The sequence below is a fragment of the Cytobacillus praedii genome (genome assembly GCF_001439605.1).
Taxonomy (GTDB): domain Bacteria; phylum Bacillota; class Bacilli; order Bacillales; family Cytobacillaceae; genus Cytobacillus; species Cytobacillus praedii.
The window spans coordinates 184,467-207,146 of sequence record NZ_LMBX01000008.1; the positions used below are offsets into that span (position 1 = coordinate 184,467).

25 protein-coding genes are annotated in these 22,680 nt (G+C 38.4%); 13 read left to right on the plus strand and 12 right to left on the minus strand.

The window, feature by feature from the left end; translation table 11 throughout:
* Positions 1-347: 347 nt before the first annotated feature.
* A complete protein-coding gene (gene liaG / locus ASU02_RS11145) occupies positions 348-1,193 on the minus strand; it encodes a LiaG family protein (protein WP_057763504.1) in 846 nt (281 codons plus the stop codon).
* Positions 1,194-1,426: 233 nt separating this feature from the next.
* Between liaG and ASU02_RS11150 the strand changes: the two genes are divergently transcribed.
* Positions 1,427-1,948, plus strand: a complete 522-nt coding sequence (locus tag ASU02_RS11150; RefSeq protein ID WP_057763507.1) for a sigma-70 family RNA polymerase sigma factor — start codon at positions 1,427-1,429, stop codon at positions 1,946-1,948.
* Positions 1,941-3,263, plus strand: a complete 1,323-nt coding sequence (locus ASU02_RS11155; protein WP_057763509.1) for a DUF4179 domain-containing protein — start codon at positions 1,941-1,943, stop codon at positions 3,261-3,263. Before ASU02_RS11150 ends, ASU02_RS11155 begins: the two co-directional genes overlap by 8 nt.
* A 34-nt stretch (positions 3,264-3,297) precedes the next feature.
* Here the strand turns inward: ASU02_RS11155 and ASU02_RS27205 are convergent, their stop codons facing one another.
* Positions 3,298-3,429 carry a hypothetical protein gene (locus ASU02_RS27205; protein WP_269745974.1) on the minus strand — a complete coding sequence of 44 codons (132 nt, stop codon included), beginning with the start codon at positions 3,427-3,429 and terminating at the stop codon, positions 3,298-3,300.
* A 188-nt stretch (positions 3,430-3,617) separates the two neighbouring features.
* Between ASU02_RS27205 and ASU02_RS11160 the strand changes: the two genes are divergently transcribed.
* The 3 genes from ASU02_RS11160 to ASU02_RS11170 all read left to right on the plus strand — a co-directional run bounded on the left by ASU02_RS11160 (position 3,618) and on the right by ASU02_RS11170 (position 6,070).
* Positions 3,618-4,445 (plus strand): amino acid ABC transporter substrate-binding protein, encoded by an 828-nt coding sequence (locus ASU02_RS11160; RefSeq protein WP_057763510.1) that lies wholly within the window; start codon positions 3,618-3,620, stop codon positions 4,443-4,445.
* Positions 4,432-5,130 (plus strand): amino acid ABC transporter permease, encoded by a 699-nt coding sequence (locus tag ASU02_RS11165; protein WP_057763512.1) that lies wholly within the window; start codon positions 4,432-4,434, stop codon positions 5,128-5,130. The genes ASU02_RS11160 and ASU02_RS11165 overlap by 14 nt, the downstream gene beginning before the upstream one ends.
* Positions 5,131-5,335: 205 nt before the next feature.
* The gene (locus tag ASU02_RS11170; protein WP_057763514.1) at positions 5,336-6,070 is read left to right on the plus strand and encodes an amino acid ABC transporter ATP-binding protein; all 735 of its coding nucleotides are present in this window, start codon (positions 5,336-5,338) and stop codon (positions 6,068-6,070) included.
* A gap of 42 nt (positions 6,071-6,112) precedes the next feature.
* Here the strand turns inward: ASU02_RS11170 and ASU02_RS11175 are convergent, their stop codons facing one another.
* The 5 genes from ASU02_RS11175 to ASU02_RS11195 form a co-directional block, all read right to left on the minus strand.
* Positions 6,113-6,313, minus strand: a complete 201-nt coding sequence (locus ASU02_RS11175) for a hypothetical protein (protein ID WP_057763516.1) — start codon at positions 6,311-6,313, stop codon at positions 6,113-6,115.
* 59 nt (positions 6,314-6,372) lie between these two features.
* Positions 6,373-7,107, minus strand: a complete 735-nt coding sequence (locus tag ASU02_RS11180; RefSeq protein WP_057763517.1) for an ABC transporter ATP-binding protein — start codon at positions 7,105-7,107, stop codon at positions 6,373-6,375.
* A gap of 6 nt (positions 7,108-7,113) precedes the next feature.
* Positions 7,114-7,803: an ABC transporter permease gene (locus ASU02_RS11185; RefSeq protein ID WP_057763519.1), complete on the minus strand. Its 690-nt coding sequence runs from the start codon at positions 7,801-7,803 to the stop codon at positions 7,114-7,116.
* A 78-nt stretch (positions 7,804-7,881) separates the two neighbouring features.
* Entirely contained in the window at positions 7,882-8,748 is an 867-nt protein-coding gene (locus ASU02_RS11190; protein ID WP_057763521.1) for a substrate-binding domain-containing protein, read from the minus strand.
* Positions 8,745-9,686, minus strand: a complete 942-nt coding sequence (locus ASU02_RS11195; RefSeq protein ID WP_232426226.1) for a helix-turn-helix transcriptional regulator — start codon at positions 9,684-9,686, stop codon at positions 8,745-8,747. The genes ASU02_RS11190 and ASU02_RS11195 overlap by 4 nt, the downstream gene beginning before the upstream one ends.
* Before the next feature lie 215 nt (positions 9,687-9,901).
* On the opposite strand from ASU02_RS11195, the gene ASU02_RS11200 reads away from it, so the two are divergent.
* The 3 genes from ASU02_RS11200 to rodA all read left to right on the plus strand — a co-directional run bounded on the left by ASU02_RS11200 (position 9,902) and on the right by rodA (position 13,156).
* Positions 9,902-10,651, plus strand: a complete 750-nt coding sequence (locus ASU02_RS11200; RefSeq protein WP_057763524.1) for a FixH family protein — start codon at positions 9,902-9,904, stop codon at positions 10,649-10,651.
* A 427-nt stretch (positions 10,652-11,078) separates the two neighbouring features.
* Positions 11,079-11,843, plus strand: coding sequence for a DUF4931 domain-containing protein (locus ASU02_RS11205; protein ID WP_057763526.1), 765 nt, complete (start codon positions 11,079-11,081; stop codon positions 11,841-11,843).
* A gap of 137 nt (positions 11,844-11,980) precedes the next feature.
* The gene (rodA, locus tag ASU02_RS11210; protein ID WP_057763528.1) at positions 11,981-13,156 is read left to right on the plus strand and encodes a rod shape-determining protein RodA; all 1,176 of its coding nucleotides are present in this window, start codon (positions 11,981-11,983) and stop codon (positions 13,154-13,156) included.
* Positions 13,157-13,183: 27 nt separating this feature from the next.
* Here the strand turns inward: rodA and ASU02_RS11215 are convergent, their stop codons facing one another.
* The 4 genes from ASU02_RS11215 to ASU02_RS11230 all read right to left on the minus strand — a co-directional run bounded on the left by ASU02_RS11215 (position 13,184) and on the right by ASU02_RS11230 (position 17,959).
* Positions 13,184-14,260 carry a Ger(x)C family spore germination protein gene (locus ASU02_RS11215; protein ID WP_057763530.1) on the minus strand — a complete coding sequence of 359 codons (1,077 nt, stop codon included), beginning with the start codon at positions 14,258-14,260 and terminating at the stop codon, positions 13,184-13,186.
* Entirely contained in the window at positions 14,257-15,348 is a 1,092-nt protein-coding gene (locus ASU02_RS11220) for a GerAB/ArcD/ProY family transporter (protein ID WP_057763532.1), read from the minus strand. Before ASU02_RS11220 ends, ASU02_RS11215 begins: the two co-directional genes overlap by 4 nt.
* A 17-nt stretch (positions 15,349-15,365) precedes the next feature.
* The gene (locus ASU02_RS11225) at positions 15,366-16,862 is read right to left on the minus strand and encodes a spore germination protein (protein ID WP_057763534.1); all 1,497 of its coding nucleotides are present in this window, start codon (positions 16,860-16,862) and stop codon (positions 15,366-15,368) included.
* Positions 16,863-16,993: 131 nt separating this feature from the next.
* The gene (locus tag ASU02_RS11230; protein WP_057763536.1) at positions 16,994-17,959 is read right to left on the minus strand and encodes an ABC transporter substrate-binding protein; all 966 of its coding nucleotides are present in this window, start codon (positions 17,957-17,959) and stop codon (positions 16,994-16,996) included.
* A gap of 188 nt (positions 17,960-18,147) precedes the next feature.
* Here ASU02_RS11230 and ASU02_RS11235 point away from each other — a divergent pair, with 188 nt between their 5' ends.
* The 5 genes from ASU02_RS11235 (at position 18,148) to ASU02_RS11255 (ending at position 22,215) form a co-directional block, all read left to right on the plus strand.
* The gene (locus tag ASU02_RS11235) at positions 18,148-19,149 is read left to right on the plus strand and encodes a FecCD family ABC transporter permease (RefSeq protein WP_057763538.1); all 1,002 of its coding nucleotides are present in this window, start codon (positions 18,148-18,150) and stop codon (positions 19,147-19,149) included.
* Entirely contained in the window at positions 19,149-20,204 is a 1,056-nt protein-coding gene (locus ASU02_RS11240; protein ID WP_057763540.1) for a FecCD family ABC transporter permease, read from the plus strand. The genes ASU02_RS11235 and ASU02_RS11240 overlap by 1 nt, the downstream gene beginning before the upstream one ends.
* A gap of 143 nt (positions 20,205-20,347) precedes the next feature.
* The gene (locus ASU02_RS11245; RefSeq protein ID WP_057763542.1) at positions 20,348-21,178 is read left to right on the plus strand and encodes an ABC transporter ATP-binding protein; all 831 of its coding nucleotides are present in this window, start codon (positions 20,348-20,350) and stop codon (positions 21,176-21,178) included.
* A complete protein-coding gene (locus ASU02_RS11250) occupies positions 21,171-21,977 on the plus strand; it encodes an IucA/IucC family C-terminal-domain containing protein (protein ID WP_057763544.1) in 807 nt (268 codons plus the stop codon). The genes ASU02_RS11245 and ASU02_RS11250 overlap by 8 nt, the downstream gene beginning before the upstream one ends.
* Positions 21,970-22,215, plus strand: coding sequence for a YusU family protein (locus ASU02_RS11255; RefSeq protein WP_057763546.1), 246 nt, complete (start codon positions 21,970-21,972; stop codon positions 22,213-22,215). Before ASU02_RS11250 ends, ASU02_RS11255 begins: the two co-directional genes overlap by 8 nt.
* A 277-nt stretch (positions 22,216-22,492) precedes the next feature.
* Here the strand turns inward: ASU02_RS11255 and ASU02_RS25815 are convergent, their stop codons facing one another.
* The gene (locus ASU02_RS25815; RefSeq protein WP_082631767.1) at positions 22,493-22,627 is read right to left on the minus strand and encodes a YuzL family protein; all 135 of its coding nucleotides are present in this window, start codon (positions 22,625-22,627) and stop codon (positions 22,493-22,495) included.
* Positions 22,628-22,680: the final 53 nt, after the last annotated feature.

Consider the following 22,680-nt stretch of genomic DNA (forward strand, 5'->3'; position numbering starts at 1 on the left):
ATCTATGGGACAAATCCTCGAAAAGATGAAAGGAAAAAGTCTCATAGAAGTGGTCTATGAGACAAATCCTCGAAAAGATGAAAGGAAAAAGTCCCATAGAGGAGGTCTATGGGACAACTCCTCGAAAAGATGAAAGGAAAAGTCTCATAGAGGAGGTTTATGGGGCAAATCCTCGAAAGGATGAAAGGAAAGTCTCATAGAAGTGGTCTAGGGGACAAATGCCGGAAAAAACGAGAAGAAAAAGTCTCATAGAGAGACAAAAATCAAGGAAAACACATGGAACAGGCTGTCTCAAAAGAGTCGTTTCTTCAAAACTCCTTTTGAGACAGCCCCTTTCCTACTATTGTTTAATAAATATTAACCATTCCGCTTGTAATATTTACATCTATAGAATGTTTTCCAGAGCCCATTATACCTTCAATCTTCTTTTTCTCTACGACTTTATCAGTAAGTGGAAGGTCGATATCGATGTAGCCGCTGCTCATTTCCCCGTCAAGCTTGAAATCGGCATCGTCAGGAAGATCAAGCTTAATTTGTCCGGAGCTTGCCCTTAATTGAATATCGTTTACAAGCTTATTCAATTGAACGTCAAGCTGCCCTGATGATACTTCTGCGTCAAGCTCCCCTTGGTAATTGTTTATTTTTATTTTTCCAGAACTCATATCAATCGTACCAGAGTCAGTAATTAGTGTATCAATGTCAATCATGCCAGAAGAACCTTTATGGATAAATTCCTTCGCGGTTACGTTTGTTAGGTCAACTTTTCCAGAACTCATATCTATTTTCAGCTGCTCAAGTTCGGTCGAAGGACCCTCAAAATTCAAATAGCCAGATCCTACATCGATGGCCAGCTTTCGGTTAAAGTCTTCTGGAATGTAGATGTACAGCTCGGGGGTGTGGTTGAAAATCTTGAAGCCATCGAACCATTTATGACTATACTCAACCTTAATTTTGTCCCCGTTTCTCTTTACATCTACTGCACCCTTGCCATCGAGATCCGCTTTAATATCATTTCTTTTTTCAGGGATAATTGTTGCTTTTACAGAGGATACGTTAATTTCGATCATCTTAATATTATTTGTTACTGCTGAAGCTGTTTCTCCTTTCGTAAATGGCAGCCAGCTTCTAATATTTGAAGTAAGCAATACATAGAGGCCAATCAAAATAATAAAAATGAAAAAAATTCTTTTCAATGATACCCCAACTTTCCTTTATAATCGTTTTTATTACACTCATTGTATGACATTAAAATGAAGAAAACATTGAGCCATAGCACGAATTGCTTCTAAGACTAGAGGCTTATTCGGGACAGGGGGGCAGGTCACATGTCCCAATTCTATTGTAATCGAAAAAAATAAAAAATTTATAAAAACTTTTTGCAGAGAACGAAGTCTAATACATAGAACGAACATGGGGAGGGCATGATGTGAGCTTTGAAGAAGTTGTGCAGAAGGCCATTCGTGGGGATGACCAGTCCTTTCTTGCAGCCATCCAAACGGTGAAAATAGATTTGTATAAAACAGCGCTAGCTTATTTGCGGAAGGAAGAGGATGCATTGGAAGCTATACAAGAAGTAACTTTCCGTGCTTATAAAGGATTGAAGGGGCTTAAAGAGCCAAGCTATTTCAAAACATGGATCATTCGAATTATGATTAATTATTGCAATGATACATTAAAAAAGCAAAGAAGAATTATATTGAATGATGACCTGCTGGATGCTGAAGGCGAGGCAGAAGATCATTCTCTTCTAGAGATCGAAGAAGCGATGCAAAGATTGGATGAACGATCCCGCGAAATTATTACGTTGAAATACTTTCATGATCTAAAAATAAAAGATATTGCAAAAACACTCGATTGCCCTGAAGGAACGGTAAAGACATGGCTGTTTAAGGCTTTGAAATCTTTGCGGGAAAATCTGGATGAAAAGGGGGGAGTCTCACATGTTTGAAAAGGAAGAAAAGAACCTTTCCGAATTGAAAAAAATGTATGAGAACCTGCCATTTCCAGAGGATAAAATTGATGAAGCCATTCTTACGGGCTTTAAAAAAGCAAAAGAGATGCCCGAGGTTATAGTAAAGACTCGCCGGAAAAAGTGGCTTTTTTCTGGATTAATAGCTGCTGTTTTTATAATTGGTTTTCTCACAAGTATTCGAGTTTCTCCTGTTTTTGCAAGTTATGTTTCAAGTATTCCTGGCATGGAAAAATTGGTTGAGCTAATTAGTGATAATAAAGGATTAATGCTGGCAGTTGAGAACGAATATATCCAAGAAATCAATACGGCGCAAGAAAAAAATGGTTTGAAGGTGACGTTTGATTCGGTAATAGCCGATGAAAAAGGGATGGTGATTTTTCAGACAATCGAAGCGAAAAAGAAACAAGAAAAATTCTACGTGAATGATTTAAAGCTTGAATCAGCTGATGGGACAGAACTAGAGTTAGGCAGTTATAGTTATGGTGCCCATAAGCCGCATGGTGAACTGAGAACAAAAGAAATGGCAACAATGGATTTCTTTTTTGAAGAGCCATTGAAAACAAAGGAGTTTACTCTTACTTTTACCGTTGAAACAAATGATTATGAAGAAGATTTCCGATTTTTGTTTACATTGGAAAAACCGTTAAAAGCAACAAAGACAATTGAAATGAACAAAACGATATTGATTGAAGGACAGAAAATAACAATCAAAAATATTAAGATTTATCCTTTACGGGTCGCGGTGCATGTTGTAATGGATCCGGAAAACAGCAAGAAAATTTTTACATTTGAGGATATTCGCTTAGTGGATGAAAATGGAGAAGCCTGGACGAAAATTGCAAATGGGTTTACTGCCAGTCAACTAAATGATAATGAACATATTCTTTATTTACAAAGTAATTATTTTAAAGAGCCTAAAGAGTTATACCTTGTGATGAATAAACTGCAGGCGGTTGATCAAGAGGATGCTTATGTAAAGGTAGATATAGAGAATGGGAAAATCATTAATCAGCCAATAGGGGATCATCTTGTCCTTCTAGATGTTAAAAATGGAAGTATTATTTTAAAGCTAAAAACTGAAGAAGAATTTAATTATTCCCCTTTTAGTTCTTTGAGAGATGCGGACGGAAATGAAATTGAGCTTAACTCCAATTATTGGACAGAAGATAATAATGGAGAAAGAGAGATCGGAGTAGAGTTTCCATCCGGTTCGTATAAAAATCCACTAGAACTTAAGCTGTCAGCTTTTCCTGCTTGGATTGAAGGAGATATAAAAATAAAGGTGAAATAAACTGGGTCCGGCTTTCATCACGAAAGCCGGGCCTTTATTCATCATTCGTTTTTGCATGCTGATCCTTATTTCTTTTGTTCCCCTTGCTATTATCTCCACTCACCTCTGATTGATTGCCTCTAGGCGAACTTTGATTATGGCTTCCTTTATTATCCTTTTTCGTCATCATTACTCCCCCTTTCATATTTCTTAGTTATTTTTCTTCTGCTCAATGGATTTTATGTATGAATCAAGTAGTAATACGAACAGGATTGGAAAAGATAAAAAGGAAAGAATATTTCTTTTGACAGAACAGGGTTCCATACACTAATATTATTAATACCAATAAAACTTATAGGAATTGAGGGGTTAAAAGTGAGAAAGTTTTCATTATTAGCACTATTTTTTAGTCTTGTATTAGTAATTTCCGCTTGCGGTACAAATAAAGCAAATCCGGAATCGGAAAGTAATAATGCAGAAAAACAAGATACACAAACTGAAGATCTGTTAGCAAAAGTAAAGGATGAAGGGAAGCTGTTGATTGGAACAGAAGGTACATACCCTCCATTCACGTTTCACGATGATAAAGGTGAATTAACCGGGTTCGATGTGGAAATTGTTAAAGAGATTGCAAAACGATTAGATGTTGAACCGGTATTTATGGAAACACAGTGGGATGCGATGTTTGCAGGCTTGGATTCAAAGCGTTTTGATATGGTTGCGAATCAGGTGGGAATTCGTCCAGACCGTCAAGAGAAATATGATTTTTCCGATCCGTATATTACTTCTGCGGGCGTTTTAATTAAGCATGTGGATAATGAAGCTGTTACAAGCTTTGAAAATATTGAAGGATTAAAAGCAGCACAATCAATGACAAGCAATTATGCGGATATTGCAAAATCGCATGGGGCTGAAATTGTTGGTGTTGAAGGCTTTAACCAGGCGATTGAATTAATTAATTCCAAACGAGCAGATGTAACAATTAATGATAAGCTTTCTTTTCTAGATTTTAAAAAGCATAAGCCAGATGCTCCAGTTGAAATTGCTGCTACTCTAGATGATGCATCTCAAAGTGGCTTAATGTTCAGAAAGGGAAGTGAGACGCTTATTGATGAAGTCAATAAAGCGTTGAAAGAAATCATTGAGGACGGAACTTATTTAGAAATCTCAGAGAAATGGTTTGGTGAAGATGTTCTTAAATAGTATAATTGCTGATCCAGAGCGCGTTTCACGGCTCATTGATATTGCTCAAAGTTCCCTTCAGCCTTTGCTGAAGGGAGCCATTTTATATACGATTCCATTAACGCTTATTACGTTTGTCTGCGGACTTATATTGGCTGTTTTAACGGCGCTGGCGCGTATATCTTCAGTTAAGCCGCTGCAAATCATCGCGAGGATTTATGTATCAGCGATTAGAGGAACCCCGCTGCTTGTGCAATTATTTATTATTTTTTATGGGCTGCCTACGATCGGTGTTGTGATCGATCCATTCCCGTCTGCGGTGATCGGCTTTTCATTAAATGTTGGTGCGTATGCATCGGAAATTATTCGTGCAGCCATTTTATCCATCCCTAAAGGACAATGGGAAGCAGGATATTCAATTGGCATGTCTTATCCACAAACGCTGAAGCGCATCATTCTTCCGCAAGCTTCAAGGGTTTCATTGCCGCCGCTGTCGAATACCTTTATTAGTCTAGTGAAGGACACGTCTTTAGCAGCTATGATTTTAGTAACAGAAATGTTTAGAAGAGCACAAGAAATTGCTGCAACCAATTATGAGTTTTTGCTTCTATACTTAGAAGTTGCCCTCATCTACTGGGTTATTTGCTTTATTCTATCTATTATTCAAGGCAGATTGGAAAAGAGAATGGATCGTTTTGTTTCGTAAATACAGGAATGCTCGAAAAATCAGGGGAATTGCTAGATAAAAGCAAGAAGTTGCTCGATATTTCGGAAATTGTGCTAGATAAAGACGAGGAATTGCCCGATAATGAAAGAAATTGCTCGATAAATTAAAATACGACAGAAACTATCGCAGGCGAAATCATAATCATGCAGATGTTCGACTGTTTTTGCGATGAAGGAGTATTTAAATGATTAGTATTAAAGGTTTACACAAGCGATTTGATCAGCTTGAAGTTTTAAAAGGAATTGATTTGGAGGTAGAAAAGGGGAAGGTTGTTGTCGTAATTGGTCCTTCAGGATCAGGAAAAACGACGCTCCTTAGATGTCTGAATGTATTAGAAACGCCAACCTCCGGATCAATTGGAATTGAAGATCAATCTTTAGATTTTTCTAGTTCGGTATCTAAAAAAGCTGTTCCTCCATTTCGCCGCCTGACAGGAATGGTATTTCAAAGCTATAATCTGTTTCCTCATATGACTGCTCTTGAAAATGTAATGGAAGGCCCTATTACAGTTAAGAAAGAGTCCAAAGAAGCTGTTAGAAAAAAAGCAGAACAGCTCTTAACCAAAGTTGGTTTAGGCGATAAGCTCGATTATTATCCATTCCAATTATCAGGCGGGCAGCAGCAGCGTGTAGGTATTGCCAGGGCGCTTGCAATGGAACCTAAAGTTATGCTCTTCGATGAACCAACATCCGCACTTGATCCAGAGCTCGTAGGGGAAGTACTTAAAGTAATGAAGGACCTTGCAAATGAAGGAATGACAATGATTGTGGTTACACATGAAATGCGGTTTGCACGAGAAGCAGCAGATGAAGTCATTTTCATGGATGGCGGATTTATCGTTGAACGAGGAAAGCCGGAGGACATTTTTACTTCTCCGAAAGAAGAAAGAACCAAACAGTTTTTGAGATTAATTCAATAAGAGAAATCCTCGCTGCAGCAGCGAGGATTTTTTCTATAAAATCTAACCTTTAGAGGAAGGATCCGATTCAGCTAGATTGTAGTAGTCATATTCATCTTTAATAAAATGGATAACGGTTAAAAGGATGCCGATGATAAAGCAAACAACAGTAAGGCTGGATAACCCGAATATAAAGTACACAATAAGTGTTGAAATAATCGTCATGAGAAAACCGGTAAGGGGAGCTTTAAGTGGAATGTCCATTTCTAATCCTTGCCTCCAATCAAATAAAGAAACAGCATAATTGAATGTATGCTGTTTCTTTACTCAATATGCAGGCTCATGTCATGAATGAAAGATGCGGTGTATGGATTGGGGTTATTCAATACATCAGCAGTTGAGCCGATTTGTTGGACTTTACCGTCCATTAGAATCGCTAATCGGTCAGTCATAAATTGGATCTCTGTTACATCATGGCTGACAAAAATAGTTGTTGTTTCCGTATTCTTAATAATTGCTTTAAAATCTTTTAATAGCTTCACCTTTGTCGGGTAATCAAGAGCTGAGAATGGTTCATCTAAATATAGTACCTCAGGGTTAAGAATTAATGCCCTTGCTAAGTTGACTCTTTGTGCTTCTCCGCCTGACAGCAATTTCGCATTTTTCTTTGCAAGATGGGAGATGCCGAATTGTTCAAGCCAGTAATCAACCTTTTCTTTAATGATTGATTTAGCTACTCTGCGGATTTTTAATCCAGCGGCAACATTTTGGAATACAGTTGTGTCAAAAATTAAGGTTTGCTGAAGTACGACTGCCCATTTTCTTCTTTGCTCTAATGGGATTCTGCTAACGGATAATTCTTCATTTTTATAATAAAGCTTTCCAGAAGTCGGAGTTTGCAGACAGGATAAGATTTTAACAAGCGTGCTTTTCCCTGCCCCATTTGGACCCATCATTCCAAGGATTTCTCCTTGTGTAATGGAAAGTGATGGAATAGAGAGAATCGTACGATCTTTCTTCGCATATTGAATCTTTTCTAGACGGATCATTGGATTCATCGCACGTTAATTCCTTTGCTGTAAATTTGTTAAAAGAAAGGTGATAAAAAAGGCTAAACTCATTAATAAGAAAGAGAGAGCTAATGCGACATCGAAGTTTCCTTTTGATACTTCCATGACGATAGAGGTGGTTAATATCCGCGTCTCTCCCCGAATATTCCCTCCAACCATCATAGCTGCCCCCACTTCAGCAATCACGCGGCCGAATCCCGCGATGACTGCAGCAAGAATAGCGATTTTGACTTCTCTAACTAACAATCCTACGGTTTGCAGCCGTGTGGCACCAAGAGATTTAATTTGCAATAGCATCTTTTCATCAATTTGCTGAAAGGCACTGCAGGTAAGTCCAATGATGATGGGAAGGGAAACTAGTATTTGTGCCATGATAATGGCGAATGGACTATATAATAGAGAGAATGACCCTAAAGGGCCAGAACGCCATAAAAGCATTGTAATCCATAGTCCCGCAACAACAGGAGGAAGTCCCATCCCGATATTAATCAATATAAGGACAAACCGTCTGCCAGGGAAAGAGATCAGTCCTAATATAACACCAGCCGGTATGCCAATGAACGTGCTGACTAAGACGGCTGTTAAGGATACCTTTAAGGTTAGCCAAGTAATCTCAAAGATTTCAGGATCACCTGAAATCAGCATCTCTATTGCTTTTTTTAATCCCTCTATTAAAAGATCCATAATCATTCCAGCTTTCTAACATGTGCCTAAACCAAGTGGACAAAGCTAGTCGATTTGTCCACGGATGGTTCTTGCACGCTATTCTGTGTAAGGGAAGAATAGGGGCTCGCCGTATTCTTCTTGGCCAAATTCTTCAATGACTTTTTGTGTTTCTTCATTAATCATGAATTCAACAAACTCTTCTGCGCCTTCACTATATACTTTGTCATGCTTCTCAGGGTTTACCTGCATTACATGGTAAATATTCAACAAGTCTTCATCGCCTTCAACAAGGATTTCTAAATCTAAATTTTCTTTTTGTGCTAAATATGTTGCGCGATCTGTGATGACATATCCTTGTTTTTCTGCAGCTACCTGCAGAGTGTTACCCATTCCTTGCCCAGTTTCTGCATAGCCAGCATTATCCCCAGGTGTAATTTCATGTGACTTCCAAATATCCAATTCTTTTTTATGTGTACCGGAATCATCTCCTCTTGAAATGAAGACGGCTCCATCATTAAATAGCTTTTGGAATGCTTCTCCTACTTCCATTCCTTTTATACCTGCTGGATCGTTGGCCGGACCAACAAGAATAAAATCATTGTACATAACCCGTTTACGATTGACAGCATCTCCACTGTCAACAAGCTCTTGTTCTGAAGCGGGTGCGTGAACTAGGAGTACGTCAGCCTCTCCCTTTGTTCCCATTTCTAACGCTTGCCCCGTACCAACAGCAATTGTCTTTACATTTGTATTGCTCTCTTCTTCAAACATCGGGATTAGAACATCCAGCAAGCCGCTATCCTGCGTGCTTGTTGTTGTTGCTAAGATTAAGTCCTTAACTTCTTCAGCTGCCTTCGGTTGTTCTTGTTTGCTGGCAGTCTCATCTGTTGAATTTGAGCATGCTGTCATCATGAAAATAAGCATGGCTATCATACTGAGTGAGAAAATTTGTTTTAACTTCATTTTGTTTTCCTCCAAACTTTTGTTTCATACATGATTTTTCCTAGCTCCGAACCGTCATAGCCTTCATTGCTGCTGATGCTTTCTTTAAAATCGGTTAGCTGCAGAATATCGATTAAATGCTCCATTGCTTTTTCGTTTTTATTTGTCCATCTGAGCACGAGATCAAATTTTTCCTTAGCGATCGGAATAAAGTGTAAATCTAGCTTACTTGCAGCAGAACGAATGCCGAAAGTTGCATCGGCTATCCCGCCGCTAATATAGGATGCAGTAGCTAAATGATTCCATTCCTCAAGCTCATAGCCTGCAATCTCAAAGGGATTAATATGATCATCCGCTACTAATGAATCAAATAGAAAGCGTGTGCCTGCACCTTTTTGGCGATTCACAAAACGAATATCTTTCCTGGTAAGGTCTTTGATGCTTTGAATGCCTTTCGGATTTCCCTTTGCCGTAATTAAGCCTTGCTCTCTTCCCGCAAGCCGCAACACAGTAATTCTTTCGTGGATGAATAGCTGCTTAATAAAAGGGAGATTATATTCTTTTGATGTAGGGTCCAGCAAATGGATGGCTGCGATGTCGCAGCTTCCTTTATAAAGCATCATTAACCCTTCAAGACTTCCGATATAGGTTGGCTGAATGGTGAGTGCAGGTGATTGGCTCGTTATATACTTGATGAGCTGTTCAATTAAAAAATCATGGCTGCCTGCAATATGTAATAATTGCTCTTGAAAAGGAATGTTTGCTGAGTGCAGAGCAGATGATGGTCTGCCGGCTTCCTTAAATCTGCTAATCTCACTTTCCACAATCCTCATTTTATTTCCCACTTTAAATGCATGGAGCTCACCGCGTTTTATCAACTCATAGACCGTATTCTTGGAAATCTTGAACATTTTTGCAATTTCATCTGGTGTATAAGTTTTTTCGTGTATGATAATCACCTTCCCTTGCTCCTTTAATAAAATACAGAATTTATGGATAATCTACTGTGACTTTTGTTATGTTTTATCAAGTTTTGTTGATTTTTGTATGGTGTTGTCACAATTTGTTCAAAATGCTAAGAAGACAAATAGCTTCTATTTCATTCTTTTAACACAACTCCCGTGTATAGTTACGTTAGTAAAGATAGTTATTCAAAAAGAAAGAAGGCGTTCATTTGAAACAATCAATCTTTGCCATTTTTATGGCCTTTATATTTTTAGCGGGGTGCGGGCAAACAAGCGAAAATCATACAAGCGGAGAGCAGGAAGAAGCACCGGCACCAATTGAAGCGGTAATCGAATTGCCCGAAAAAGGAGAGCCGAATGAAGAAGTTGCTTTAGCTGTAACAGTTTCTCAGGGAAAAAAACCAGTTGAAGATGCGAATGAAGTGAAATTTGAAATTTGGAAGGAAGGCCAAAAGGATGCAAGTGTACAGGTAGAAGCCAAGCATTCTGAAAATGGCAAGTATACGTCTGCTTATACATTTTTAGAAGATGGACTCTATCACGTTCAATCCCATGTAACTGCAAGAGACATGCATACGATGCCAACAGAGACAATCCAGATTGGCAAAGCAGAGGAAGGCCAGCATGAGCATAGTGAAGATGCAGCAGAAGAGGGGCATCACCATAATGGAGAAGTTGGGATCCAGTTAGAAAAGCCGGAGATAATCAAAGCAAAAGCTCAAACTCCTTTGGCTGTCCTTTTAGTAAAAGATGAAAGCCCTCTTACAGATGCAAGGGTTCGATTAGAAATTAAAAAGCAAGGTTCGAATCCAGCCTGGGTAGATATGGAGGAAGCGGCTGAGGGAGAATATAAATCTAATTACCAATTCCCTTCTGGCGGAACCTATCTAATAACCATTCATGTTCAAAATGATGCAGGGCTTCATGAACATACAGAGGTTGAAGTAACAGTTGAATAAACAATGAAAAGCGCATCTTTGGGTGCGCTTTTCATTGTTTAAAGCATAACTTTGGAGTTAGAGAATTGTCTAGCTTCGGCGGCTACCCCCTCGAGGTCATAAGCCAATCTGGCTAGAAGGTTAAAGAACAACCTTCCATCCAGCTCGTCTTATTCTTGTCGGGGGTGACCAAGCCGCCTCCGCATTTCGTATTGTCTAGCCCAAGCGTCCTATCGCCTATCAAACTTCAGGCCCCCTCCCTACGATAACGTCAACATCGATTCGCACTCGCTCACCGTGTTTCCTATGTCGAAGAACCGGTCCTTCCAGTTTGTACGGCGATGACCAAGACGCTTCCGCTATTCATAGATATAAAAGCTTTCTTCTCGCCAATTGGTCCATATAGTTTTAAAATAAAGCTAGACAGATAGAAAAGCAGGTGGGGAAAATGACGAATACACATTTATACTTTAATACTGGGATTGGCAGACAGAAGCCAAATAGTATTCGCAATAAAGAGCAAAGCTGCCCTTTTTGTGCAAGAGATCAGCTGACAGATTTAATTGCAGTTGACGGTCCGATCATTTTATTAAAAAATAAATTTCCTGTTTTAGAAGATACGTATCAAACTGTTTTAATTGAGACGGACCAATGTGATGGAGAATTATCTATGTATCCAGAGGAGCATTTAATCAAGTTAATACGTTTTGGTTTAACACATTGGCTTGAAATGGCACGGTCTGGTCAATATCAATCGGTTATTTTCTTCAAAAATCATGGTCCATTATCTGGGGGAACGATCGCACATCCCCATATGCAAATTATCGGATTAAACAATCTAAATTATCAAGAAAAAGTGCAAGCAAGTGATTTTGAGGGAGTAACAATCGCTGAGAAGAATGGGACGATTTTTTCTTTATCAACTGCCCCAAGAGTGGGTTTTTATGAGTTTAATGTGAAGCTTGGCGATATTCAAGATATTCAAGCATTTGCTGTATACATTCAGACAGCTGCCCATTATATTTTGAATGCCTTTCCTTTTAGCTGCAGCAGCTATAATTTATTTTTCTACGAATTGAATGGTCAAATTTACGCAAAAATTGTTCCAAGATTTATTACCACCCCGTTATTCATTGGGTATTTTATCCCGCAAGTTCCAAATAATATAGAATGGATGAAAAATGATATCCAGGAGAAATACTTTAGAAAATAAAACAATGAATAGAAATTATCACCATTTGCCGCTTCATAGTTGAGATTTGCTCTAGTAAAAAATATAATTAAATTTTGGACAGGGAGGATCCTAAACTGGACCTGTCCTTTTAGGATTTTGAATAACGGGAGAACGATATGACTTCAAATAAAACGACTTCACCCCCACGGCTTGATTTTGGGTTAATATTAATCTTATTTTTATTATTTTTAGTTAGCTGTATTTCAATATATAGTGCACAGACGACAGGACAATATAAAGAGAATTTCCTCTTAAAGCAGATGGTCTGGTATATGGTTGGTACTGGGATTATCGCAGCAGTCATTACATTGGATTCCGATCAGCTGAAAAAAATATCATGGTATGTGTATGGGTTTGGATTATTTCTTCTAGGCTTTTTAATTGTTGCGCCAAGCAGCATCGCTCCTGTGATCAATGGAGCTAAAGCATGGTTCCGTGTCCCTGGCATGGGCTCGCTTCAGCCATCCGAGCTTGTTAAAGTCTTCATCATTCTTGCCCTTGCAAGGGTCATTGACGATCATCATCAAAAAAATCGGATAAAAACGATACAAACAGATCTTTGGCTCCTTATTAAAATTGGGCTTTTTACAATGGTTCCGCTTTTACTTGTAATGAAGCAGCCGGATTTAGGGACCGGCCTTGTTTTTATTGCGATCATGCTAGGAATGATTTTTATCTCAGGCATCACCTGGAAGCTGCTAGTGCCTATTTTCGGAACAGGCATTACACTGATCTCTGTTATCTTCTACTTTGTACTCTGGCAGCCAGATATTTTGGAGAAATACTTAGGTGTAAAGGAATATCAATTTGCAAGGATTTATTCATGGATAGATCCTTATAATTATCAAAGCTCAACAGGATTTCAATTAACTAGATCTCTTCTTGCCATTGGTTCTGGGGAAACAACTGGAAAAGGCTATGGGACCAGGGAAGTCTATTTACCGGAGAGTCATACTGACTTCATTTTCAGTATTGTCGGTGAAGAGTTTGGTTTTATTGGGGCAAGTATTTTAGTTAGTTTATTTTTCTTACTCATTTATCATATAACGCGTGTAGGTATGGAAACTAAGAATAATTTCTATACATACATCTGTATAGGCGTTATCAGTATGATTACCTTTCACGTTTTTCAAAATATCGGAATGACTATCGGCTTGCTGCCGATCACAGGAATCCCGCTTCCTTTTATTAGTTACGGAGGCAGCTCCTTGATGGGCAATATGCTTGCAATGAGCTTAATCTTCTCAATTAGTTATCACCATAAAAAGTATATGTTCTCCAATAATGAATAAAAGCGGTGTCTTAATAGGACACCGCTTTTACTCAATTACGCCTGATTCACTAATATCAACCTTTGTGTTTATTTTAAATGAAAGGTTTTTGTAGTCATTTTCTCCCCAATTTTTAATCTTTTTAATTGCACCGCGGTGTTTTGACCTATACACTAAGCCAAACCCGATAGGATCTACTCCTTTTTCTTGAAATTGCTTTATTAATTTTAAGCTTTCTGCATTCACTTTTTTTGCTAATTCTTTTTCAACCACATCTGCTATTTCCTTGGACATTTTCTTCCCTGTATACTCTGTGACAACTCCGTTAATGTGAATATTTAGGATCATCTGTGAATGGTTTTTCCTTGACATTTTAATTTTTCGTTTAGATTTAATACTTTTGACCATCGCAGTTTTATTTTCGCCCAGTTCAACTAAGAAGTTGCCATTACTATGTCTATCTACGAGTAATTTAAAGTAAAACATTTTATCTTTTGGTAGAACATCAATTTCCTTATCCCTCTTAAACAGACTAATTCCGCTTATTTCAACTTCCTCATTGTTAATGCTTCTTAGTTCAGGCAGAAATGCATCTTTCCATTCAGAATTATAATCACGTAGAAAAATGTGAAGATTTGTTTCAGGTACATCCCGGTATTGAATATTATGCTCAAGCAAATTCCTTAAATATGTGCCATTCCCACGCGGCCCATACTCTCCTTCTAAAATTTTGAGGGCACTTCCTGAAGAGGTAGCGAGGTAATTCCTTGACCCAATTCCGGGATCCCTCTGGTAGGCATCAATTGCTTCAGAGATCCCTTTTTTCGAGATTTTATCACCAAAAATCGATACCATTAATCCGCCAACAACAATTTGCTGAGATGATTTTTTCTGGATATTCAATAGAAGGTCTCTTCTTATTTTTCCAGTTGATGTAAAGCGAATATTTTCAACTGCTTGGTCAGGTAGATAATTTTGTACTAATATCATTCCCTTAAGCTTATCGTCATCTGCAAGATCAATGGCTACAGCTGATTGTATATTTATATCATCAATAATACTCTTTTCGACACAACTTGATAATAGAAGAACAGTCACGACGATACAAAAATAGCGATAGATCATCTTTTTTTCACCTTCTTAACAATCATGACAACTACAAGTAACAAAGGGATGTAGATAAAGTTAAATACAAATCCGATTTGGCCCGTTATATCGTTTAATAAACTCACTTCTGCTCGTGTTGGAAGAAAGTTAATCGCAATTAAAGTGGCCGCAGCCATTATTATTACCCCTTTTTTCTGTTGAAGATTAAAGATTCTCTTTAAGAGTCTAGATGATATCCAAATGGACATACATACATTAGGGAGAATAACTAGGCTCCATGTAGCAATGCCGATATATTCAAATCGTTCAACAAAGGGGAAATTGACAATCTTCCACATGGTTAATGTAGCCCATACGGATCGTGACAGCAGATCCCTGGAAAAGTAAGTAATCGTTATTATCATAATGCTTGTATAAAGGAATGTAGTAAGCAGTATGGCGAGGTGCGCCCATTTCTTTGATTTCTGCGGCTCCTTAATAAACGGATAAAAAAATAAAACAACCTCAAAGCCAATAAAGGTTAATGACATTTTATAGGACCCTATCAATATGTCTTTCAGTGAATTGTTCCAAATGGGAAGGAGATGATTAAATTCTGCCAATTGCAAACTAAAACCGAAAACAGGAAATAGATATGCAGGAAGTACGATTCCGAAAAAGGCAATCCCAATGACAGTTCGAACTCCTCCGTAGATAATATATATACATAGGAGCATATAGGCCAGAGTGAACCAGAAGATATTCATTGTTGGAAACATCCACACTTGAATAACCTCTAGATAGGATCGTTGTACAGTCAGAGAGTAAATGAAGTAGTAGATAATGAAAAAGGAACTCAGAAGTTTTCCGACAAAGTTACCAGCTATATATACATGTGCTGATACGAGGTCTCCATTCACAGTCTCAGCAATCTTGTAGATCATCCAAATGATGATATGTATACAACCTCCTGTGATTAATACGGAAATCCAGGCGTCATTGCCAGCAGTTAGAACAATGAGGCGCTGATAGCCAAGAACACCTATTCCGATTTGCATAGACATAACCATGTAAAGAACTAAAAAAGGGGATATTTTTAAATGATCAGGGATTGATTGTCCTGGCATGAATTCAGTTCGCCTCCTTATTCTTCATCAATGTCCTTCTTAATTTTTGCTTTCTTCTTACTAAAACGCTCCCGCTTTTCTGTTCTTAGAAGCATTGGGCGCTTGGATTGAAACCTAAAGGGGAGCCTGATGAAAGAATCCTTTAAGTCTGTTACTCTTGGCGGATAGATCGGCTCTAAAAATGGACGTCCCATAGAAGTGAGACGTATTAAATGTGTCAGCATAATACAGAAAGCAAAGACAATTCCGAGTAATCCCCAAAGCTCTGCAGCGAGCAAGAATGGAAAACGCAATAAACGAATCGTATTGCCCATTTTATATACAGGCGTTGTAAATGAAGCAAGAGCAGCTAAGGCGACAATAATAAGAAGAACATTACTTGTTAGCCCAGCTTCAACAGAAGCAGTTCCGATAACAATCCCGCCTACGATACCAATCGTCTGTCCAACCTTTGTCGGCAGCCTGGCTCCAGCTTCCCTTAACAGCTCGATTGTCAATTCGAGAAATAGTGCTTCAAGTATCGGCGGCAATGGAATTTGCCTTCTTGAGGCAACTAATGTTCCTAACAAATCCCTGGGGATTAATTCATAATGGTATGATAGTACGGCAACATAAATGGGCGTAATTAGAAGTGAGAATAAAACAGCTCCAACACGGATTAATCGGAAGAAGGATGATAGAATCCAATTTAAGAAATAATCTTCAAACGAGCTGAAGAATTCGATTAATGTTGTTGGGGTAATTAGAACATGCGGTGATCCATCTACAACAATCGCAATCTTCCCTTCAGCTAGTATTCCTGAAACCCGGTCAGGTCTTTCCGTATCCAATAACTGCGGAAAGGGTGAATTAGAATTGTCACATATAAGCTGAACAATATAAGAACTATCTGTAATGGCATCAAAATGGACTTCATTAATCCGCTGTTTTACCGTATTAACATTTTCTTCGTTAGTAATTCCATGCATGTATAAGACAGCAACTTTTGTCTGTGATAGGCTGCCAAGGGTGTATTCCTCGATAATAAGTTCTTTTACTGGCAGGCGCTTTCTAATAAGGTTTAAATTTTGTCCTAAAGATTCTACGAAAGCCTCTTTCGGTCCAATAACAGAGAACTCGATTTCAGGTGGACTCAAACTCCGGACAATCTCTTTTTGGGTTGCAATAAATGCAAAGTGCTCCGGTTCTGTATCAATGGTCAGCAGGATATAGCCGTTTAGTATTTTTTTATCAATAACAGTATGATCAGTAGAGATTTCTACATCAGCTGAAGGCACAATCTTCTTAATATCCTCGAGCTTATTCAATTCACCTTCTAATAAATAGGGAAGGACGCCCTGTTGAATAATCTGCTCATCTACTAGTGTAGACATGAAGGTTAGGCAAAAGGGAACATTGCTTTTTTGATTTATATAGGTAGATTGTGTAAAGTCATTTGACTTCTCCAATGCTTTTTCCCAGTTTTCTTTACTTTGTTTCGAATCATTTTGTTTTTTATTTAACCATCTTTTCATTCATAATCACCGTCAGTTTTGGCATTATGCTTATTGTTTACCGTTAATGGAAATCTTATGAATGATAACCAAGAGGAGAGGGACTTAATGAAAAAAAGCCCGCAGTATCTGCGGGCAATTAAGGGTTACTATTATTTTAAAAAGAATTTCTCGATATCATCTAGCATTAAGTTAGCAGCTTTTACACCGCCAGCAGTATTCCAGATGATGTCATCTACCTTTTGGATGTTGCCTTCTTTAACAACATTTAAATTTTTGAATAATGGATCATTGATCCATTCTTTTTCAAGAGTGCTTGCTTCGCCGTCGCCAGTTTCATAAGTAAAGTAGAAAAGGACATCCCCATCCATTGCAGGGATTCGTTCTTTCGTAGCATTTGTTTCTGCGAAGTCATCTACATTTTGACTTTCAGGACGGGCAAAGCCGATTTGGTCTAGAATCACACCAGAAAAAGTATCTTTATGGTAGATTCGGACATCTCCAGCCATGAAGCGGACCATAGATATTTCTTGATTAACTTTATCTCCCAGTTTCTCTTTTAAATCTGCAATACGCTGTTTATAGTCATCAATGACCTTTTTTCCTTCTTCTTCCTTATTTAATGCTTTAGCATATAGGTCAAAATTTTCTTGCCAGTCTCCTCGAAGTGTTTCGGCGAATACAGTTGGGGCAATTTTACTTAGCTGTTCATAAATCTTTTCCTGACGCATTTTGTTTCCGATGATTAAATCTGGTTGAAGTCCTGCAATTGCCTCCACATTTACTTCACTCTCTGTACCAACAACCTGAACATCTGTTAACTCATCAGCGATATGGGGATACCATGGATCACCTGTCCAAGATTTAACAGCTCCGACTGGTTTCACTCCAAGCGCTAGAAGTGCTTCTGTACCTTCATTTGTTAAAATAACCACTTTCTTAGGTGTTTCTTTAATTGTAGTTGAGCCCATCGCATGTTCAACTGTATAGCCTGTATCTCCAGCAGTGTTTTTATCATTGTTCGTTTCTGCTTTTTCATCATTATTACTTCCACATGCTGCTAATAGAAAAAGGGAAATAATAGAAATAATAGCTGCTAAAAATTTGATATTTTTCAATGTAGGAACCTCCAAAATTAATTATATCGATGATAATGATTTTCAATTACTAATTTATCATAATTTCCCTTAGCAAATATGTCAATCATTTAATTGAAAATGATTTTCAAACTCATTGACATGTAGTTTTCCTTCTAATAGACTTTAAAGAGGGAATACATTTATTTTTAGATAGGAACGGTTCCGCTATGTTATTAAAATCAAATGTGCAAAAATGGTGCGGCTTATTGTTTGCTGCGATCCTCTTATTATTATTAATGTGTGTAAGTATTGTATATGGATACACAGATACAACCTGGAAGATGGCAGTTGATGCATTTACTGCTTTTGATGGGTCAAATGAACATCTCATCATTCAGTCTGTCAGGCTGCCTCGTGCGCTTATTGCTGCTGCAGTTGGAGCAAGCCTAGCAATTGCAGGTGTCTTATTACAAACAATAACGAAAAACCCGCTGGCAGCACCTGAGATTTTTGGAATAAATGCAGGTGCTGGCTTTGCGGTTGTTGTGACAGTTACACTTTTTTCTCTGAGCAATCTTCAGATTTTTACATGGATTTCTTTTCTTGGAGCAGCTGTTTCTTTTATTCTAGTTTATATTATTGGTTCTATTGGCAGGGATGGATTAACCCCCATGAAGCTAACCTTAGCTGGAGCAGCTATGAGTGCTATGTTTGCATCTATGACACAGGGATTTCTTGTTATTAATGAAACGGCACTCGAACAGGTTCTTTTCTGGCTAGCTGGTTCTGTAGCTGGCCGAAAGCTGGAAACGCTTCTTTCTGTTCTTCCGTACTTAATAGCTGGATGGGGATTAGCTCTGCTTATCTCTAATAAGTTAAATGTTCTATCAATGGGTGAAGATGTTGCAAAAGGTTTGGGATTAAAGACTGGCATGCTAAAGATATGGTCCGGCGTGATTATCGTCCTATTATCTGGAGGCGCAGTAGCTGTAGCAGGTCCAATTGCGTTCATAGGAATTGTCATCCCGCATCTCACACGTGCTGTTGTAGGAATTGACCACCGCTGGGTCATTCCGTTTTCAGCTCTCTTTGGCGGAATACTGCTTCTGATAGCTGACACGGCTTCTCGATTTATTATTATGCCGCAGGAAGTGCCAGTTGGTGTAATGACGGCTGTTATCGGAACTCCCTTTTTTGTATATATCGCAAGAAAGGGGTTTAATAAATAATGAGAAAGTATCAAAGTTTTCGTGTATTTAAAGAGAAAATTTCGTTTTTAATTGATCGAAAGGCGTTAGCAGTTGTTGTCTTGTTACTATTCGTTATGGCTGGTGTATTCATCTTTAGTACAGGGACTGGTGAGATGAAGATTAGCCCGATAAATGTAGTGAAAGTCTTTTTTGGGGGCGGCACAGATATGGAACAGCTTGTTGTCCAGTCTTTCCGTTTACCAAGAATTATCGTTTCACTAATGGTTGGAATCGGGTTAGCCGTAGCAGGCGGAATTCTTCAAGGAATTATAAGGAATCCGCTCGCTTCTCCAGATATTTTAGGGATTACTGGCGGGGCATCGGTAGCAGTTGTTGGCTTTTTAGCTATTTTTAGTGATGAAAGCAACGCTTTAACAGTGAGTATCCAATGGCTGCCAGTCGCGGCTTTTGCAGGAGCGACGATCATTGCTTTTCTTGTTTACTTCCTGTCTTGGAAAAATGGGGTTTCCCCCATTCGTTTAGTTTTAATTGGAATTGGCATTTACAGCTTAATGAAAGCATTGACTACACTAATGATGCTTCTAGGTCCTATCTATCAAGCGAGTCAAGCGAATATTTGGATTACAGGAACAGTTTATGGGTCGAATTGGAGTAATGTCGCTATTTTAGTTCCTTGGATTTTAGTATTATGTATTGCTGCATTCATATTGGCTAGAAATATAAATATCCAGGAACTTGGTGACGATATTGCTACTGGAGTAGGAAGCAATGTTCAACGATATAGATTTCTCCTTCTAATGGTTAGCACCGCTTTAATCGGTGGTTCAGTCGCATTTGCCGGAGGGATTGGCTTTGTTGGCTTAATGGCACCCCATATGGCAAGAAGACTTGTGGGGTCCTCTTTCGGTGCTTTACTACCAGCATCAGCATTAATCGGCGGGATTCTTGTGATGATTGCCGATTTGATCGGACGAACACTGTTTTCTCCGCTTGAAATTCCAGCCGGAGTATTTACAGCAAGCATAGGTGCACCATACTTTATTTACCTTCTTTTTAAAACAAGAAATGGATAAACAAATGTTGCTGAATGATAAATGATAAATGATAAATGATAAATGATAAATGATAAATGATAAATGATAAATGATAAAAAAGTAAGATAGCTAAATGATTTTGATAAGAAAAATATGAAACTGCAAAAAGGAGAGGGCATATGATGACTGCAAACCAAGCGATTTCAACAAAACAATTGACATTGTCATATGGGGACACAACAATCATAAACGAGCTTGATTTGGAAATTCCTAAAGGAGAAATCACTGTTTTTATCGGTGGAAATGGCTGTGGGAAATCAACCTTACTTCGCTCTATTGCTCGTCTCCTTAAGCCTAAATCAGGTGCCGTGTTATTGGATGGGGAAGCGATTGCAAGGCTATCTACTAAAGATGTAGCGAGAAAAATGGCGATTCTTCCACAATCACCATCTGCACCAGAAGGATTAACAGTACTTCAACTTGTCAAACAGGGAAGATATCCCTATCAAACATGGCTGAAGCAATGGACAGCTGAAGATGAAGAAAAGGTGAATAATGCATTAGAAGCAACAGGACTTATGAAATTAAAAGATAGAGCCGTAGATTCTCTTTCAGGGGGACAGCGGCAGCGAGCATGGATCGCCATGACGCTTGCGCAGGATACAGATACAATCCTTCTTGATGAACCGACTACCTATTTGGATATGACCCATCAAATTGAAATTCTCGATTTATTGTTTGAGTTAAATGAAAAAGAACAAAGAACGATCGTGATGGTATTACACGATTTAAACCTAGCCTGCCGCTATGCGCATAATGTTGTTGCGATTAAAGATCAAAAAATCTATGCTCAAGGAAAACCAGAGGTTGTCATTAATTGCAGTTTAGTGAAAAATGTTTTTGAAATGGAATGTGAGGTTACGATTGATCCTTTATTTGGTACACCATTATGTATTCCTTATGGAAAAGGACGCTGTATTTTAAAGCAGGAAAGGCTTTCGAGGAATGGGTAACATACTTTCCGCTGCTCAGATAGGGGAACTAAAGCAGTTTCGTGTAACGACTGTTAGAACGACATCAGTGCTCTCAATAGAAATAGAAAAATTACTTGATGAGCATTCGATGAGAAACTATCTTAGACTGCTAGGTAACCATCTTGGTGCTGCAAATGATAAAGTAACTGCCTCTATTTTTATAAAACGGTACGCCTTTCTAGCAGCTGCTTATTTATATACAATGACTTTGAAAAATGGAAAGCTGCATATTTCTTTCGAGAATGTATCGCTTGAAACAAATGATCAAGCTGAATTATGGCTGCCGAACTTTTACTTTAAAGACTTTCATATTGAAACAATGATAGAGAATCGAGAAAAGTGGCGAGAAACATGTGTGAATGATCTATTCAATAACCACTTAAATCCACTTCTAGATGGCCTTTCAAGAGTAACAAAAGTATCCAAATTAATACTTTGGGAAAATATTGCCGTGTATATTTTTTGGTTATATGAAACAATCTTTCAAAAGGAAGAATTCACTGAGGAAGTTAAACTTCGTTCAAAGGAAGACTTTCAATATATTCTTCTTCAGGCTTCAGGTTCATTATTTGGCGGCTATAACAAAAATCCGCTCAAGAGATATCATAATGAACATATTTATATAGAAGAATATGGGAAAGAGGTTAGACCAAGAAATACTTGCTGCTATTCTTACTTAACAAGATCAAAGAAACGCTGTACATCATGCCCGCAGGTTTGTTCAGCATGTCCGCTTGTTAGTGGTATGCAAAGTATGGAGGTGCAATCGGATGAATAATGAATTAAAGGCACAAATGGATGGGCTCTTAGAAAAGTATACAGAGCTGTTGTTTGGTGAAACGAATTCAGAACTGAAAGAACAAGTTCAGGCATGGGTGCTTTATTCTCATATTGCTAAATCCATGCCCCCGCTTATCCAGCATTGGAACAGTACATATCCTGATGCAAAGGAAGAAATGAAACACCTAATTACAGATATTAAAAACCGAAATGAACAATTTAGAAGTAAAAAGTAATATTATAGCAATCTTAAAAGCCGTTTCCTAATCAAGGGAACGGCTTTTTTTAGAAAATAAGTATAGCATTTTTTTACTCTGAGAATGGTCTAGCACAAGCGCCTTTCGCCTATCAAACTTAAGGTCTCCTCCAACCTCGGTTCGCTCGCGTTTACCGTGTTTCGTATATCACAGTTATTAAAGTGCAGGCGACTGTACAGCTTATAACCACGAGGGGCTAGGAGCCACAGTTGGATTCTGCGTTTGTACGGCGATGATCAAGGAGATTGCACTTTTATTATTGCTTCTTATATTGATTGTTCTGGCTGTTCACCTTTCCGCCGCCATCCGCTTCAACTGTTGGTCCGGCGTCACCTTTTACACTAGCTGCGCTAACCCCTGCCTTAGAAGGGTTCTTCTTTATTCGAGCCATTTACTCTTCACCTCCACTTTTAGCCTATCCAAAATAGAAGAAACAAATTTATC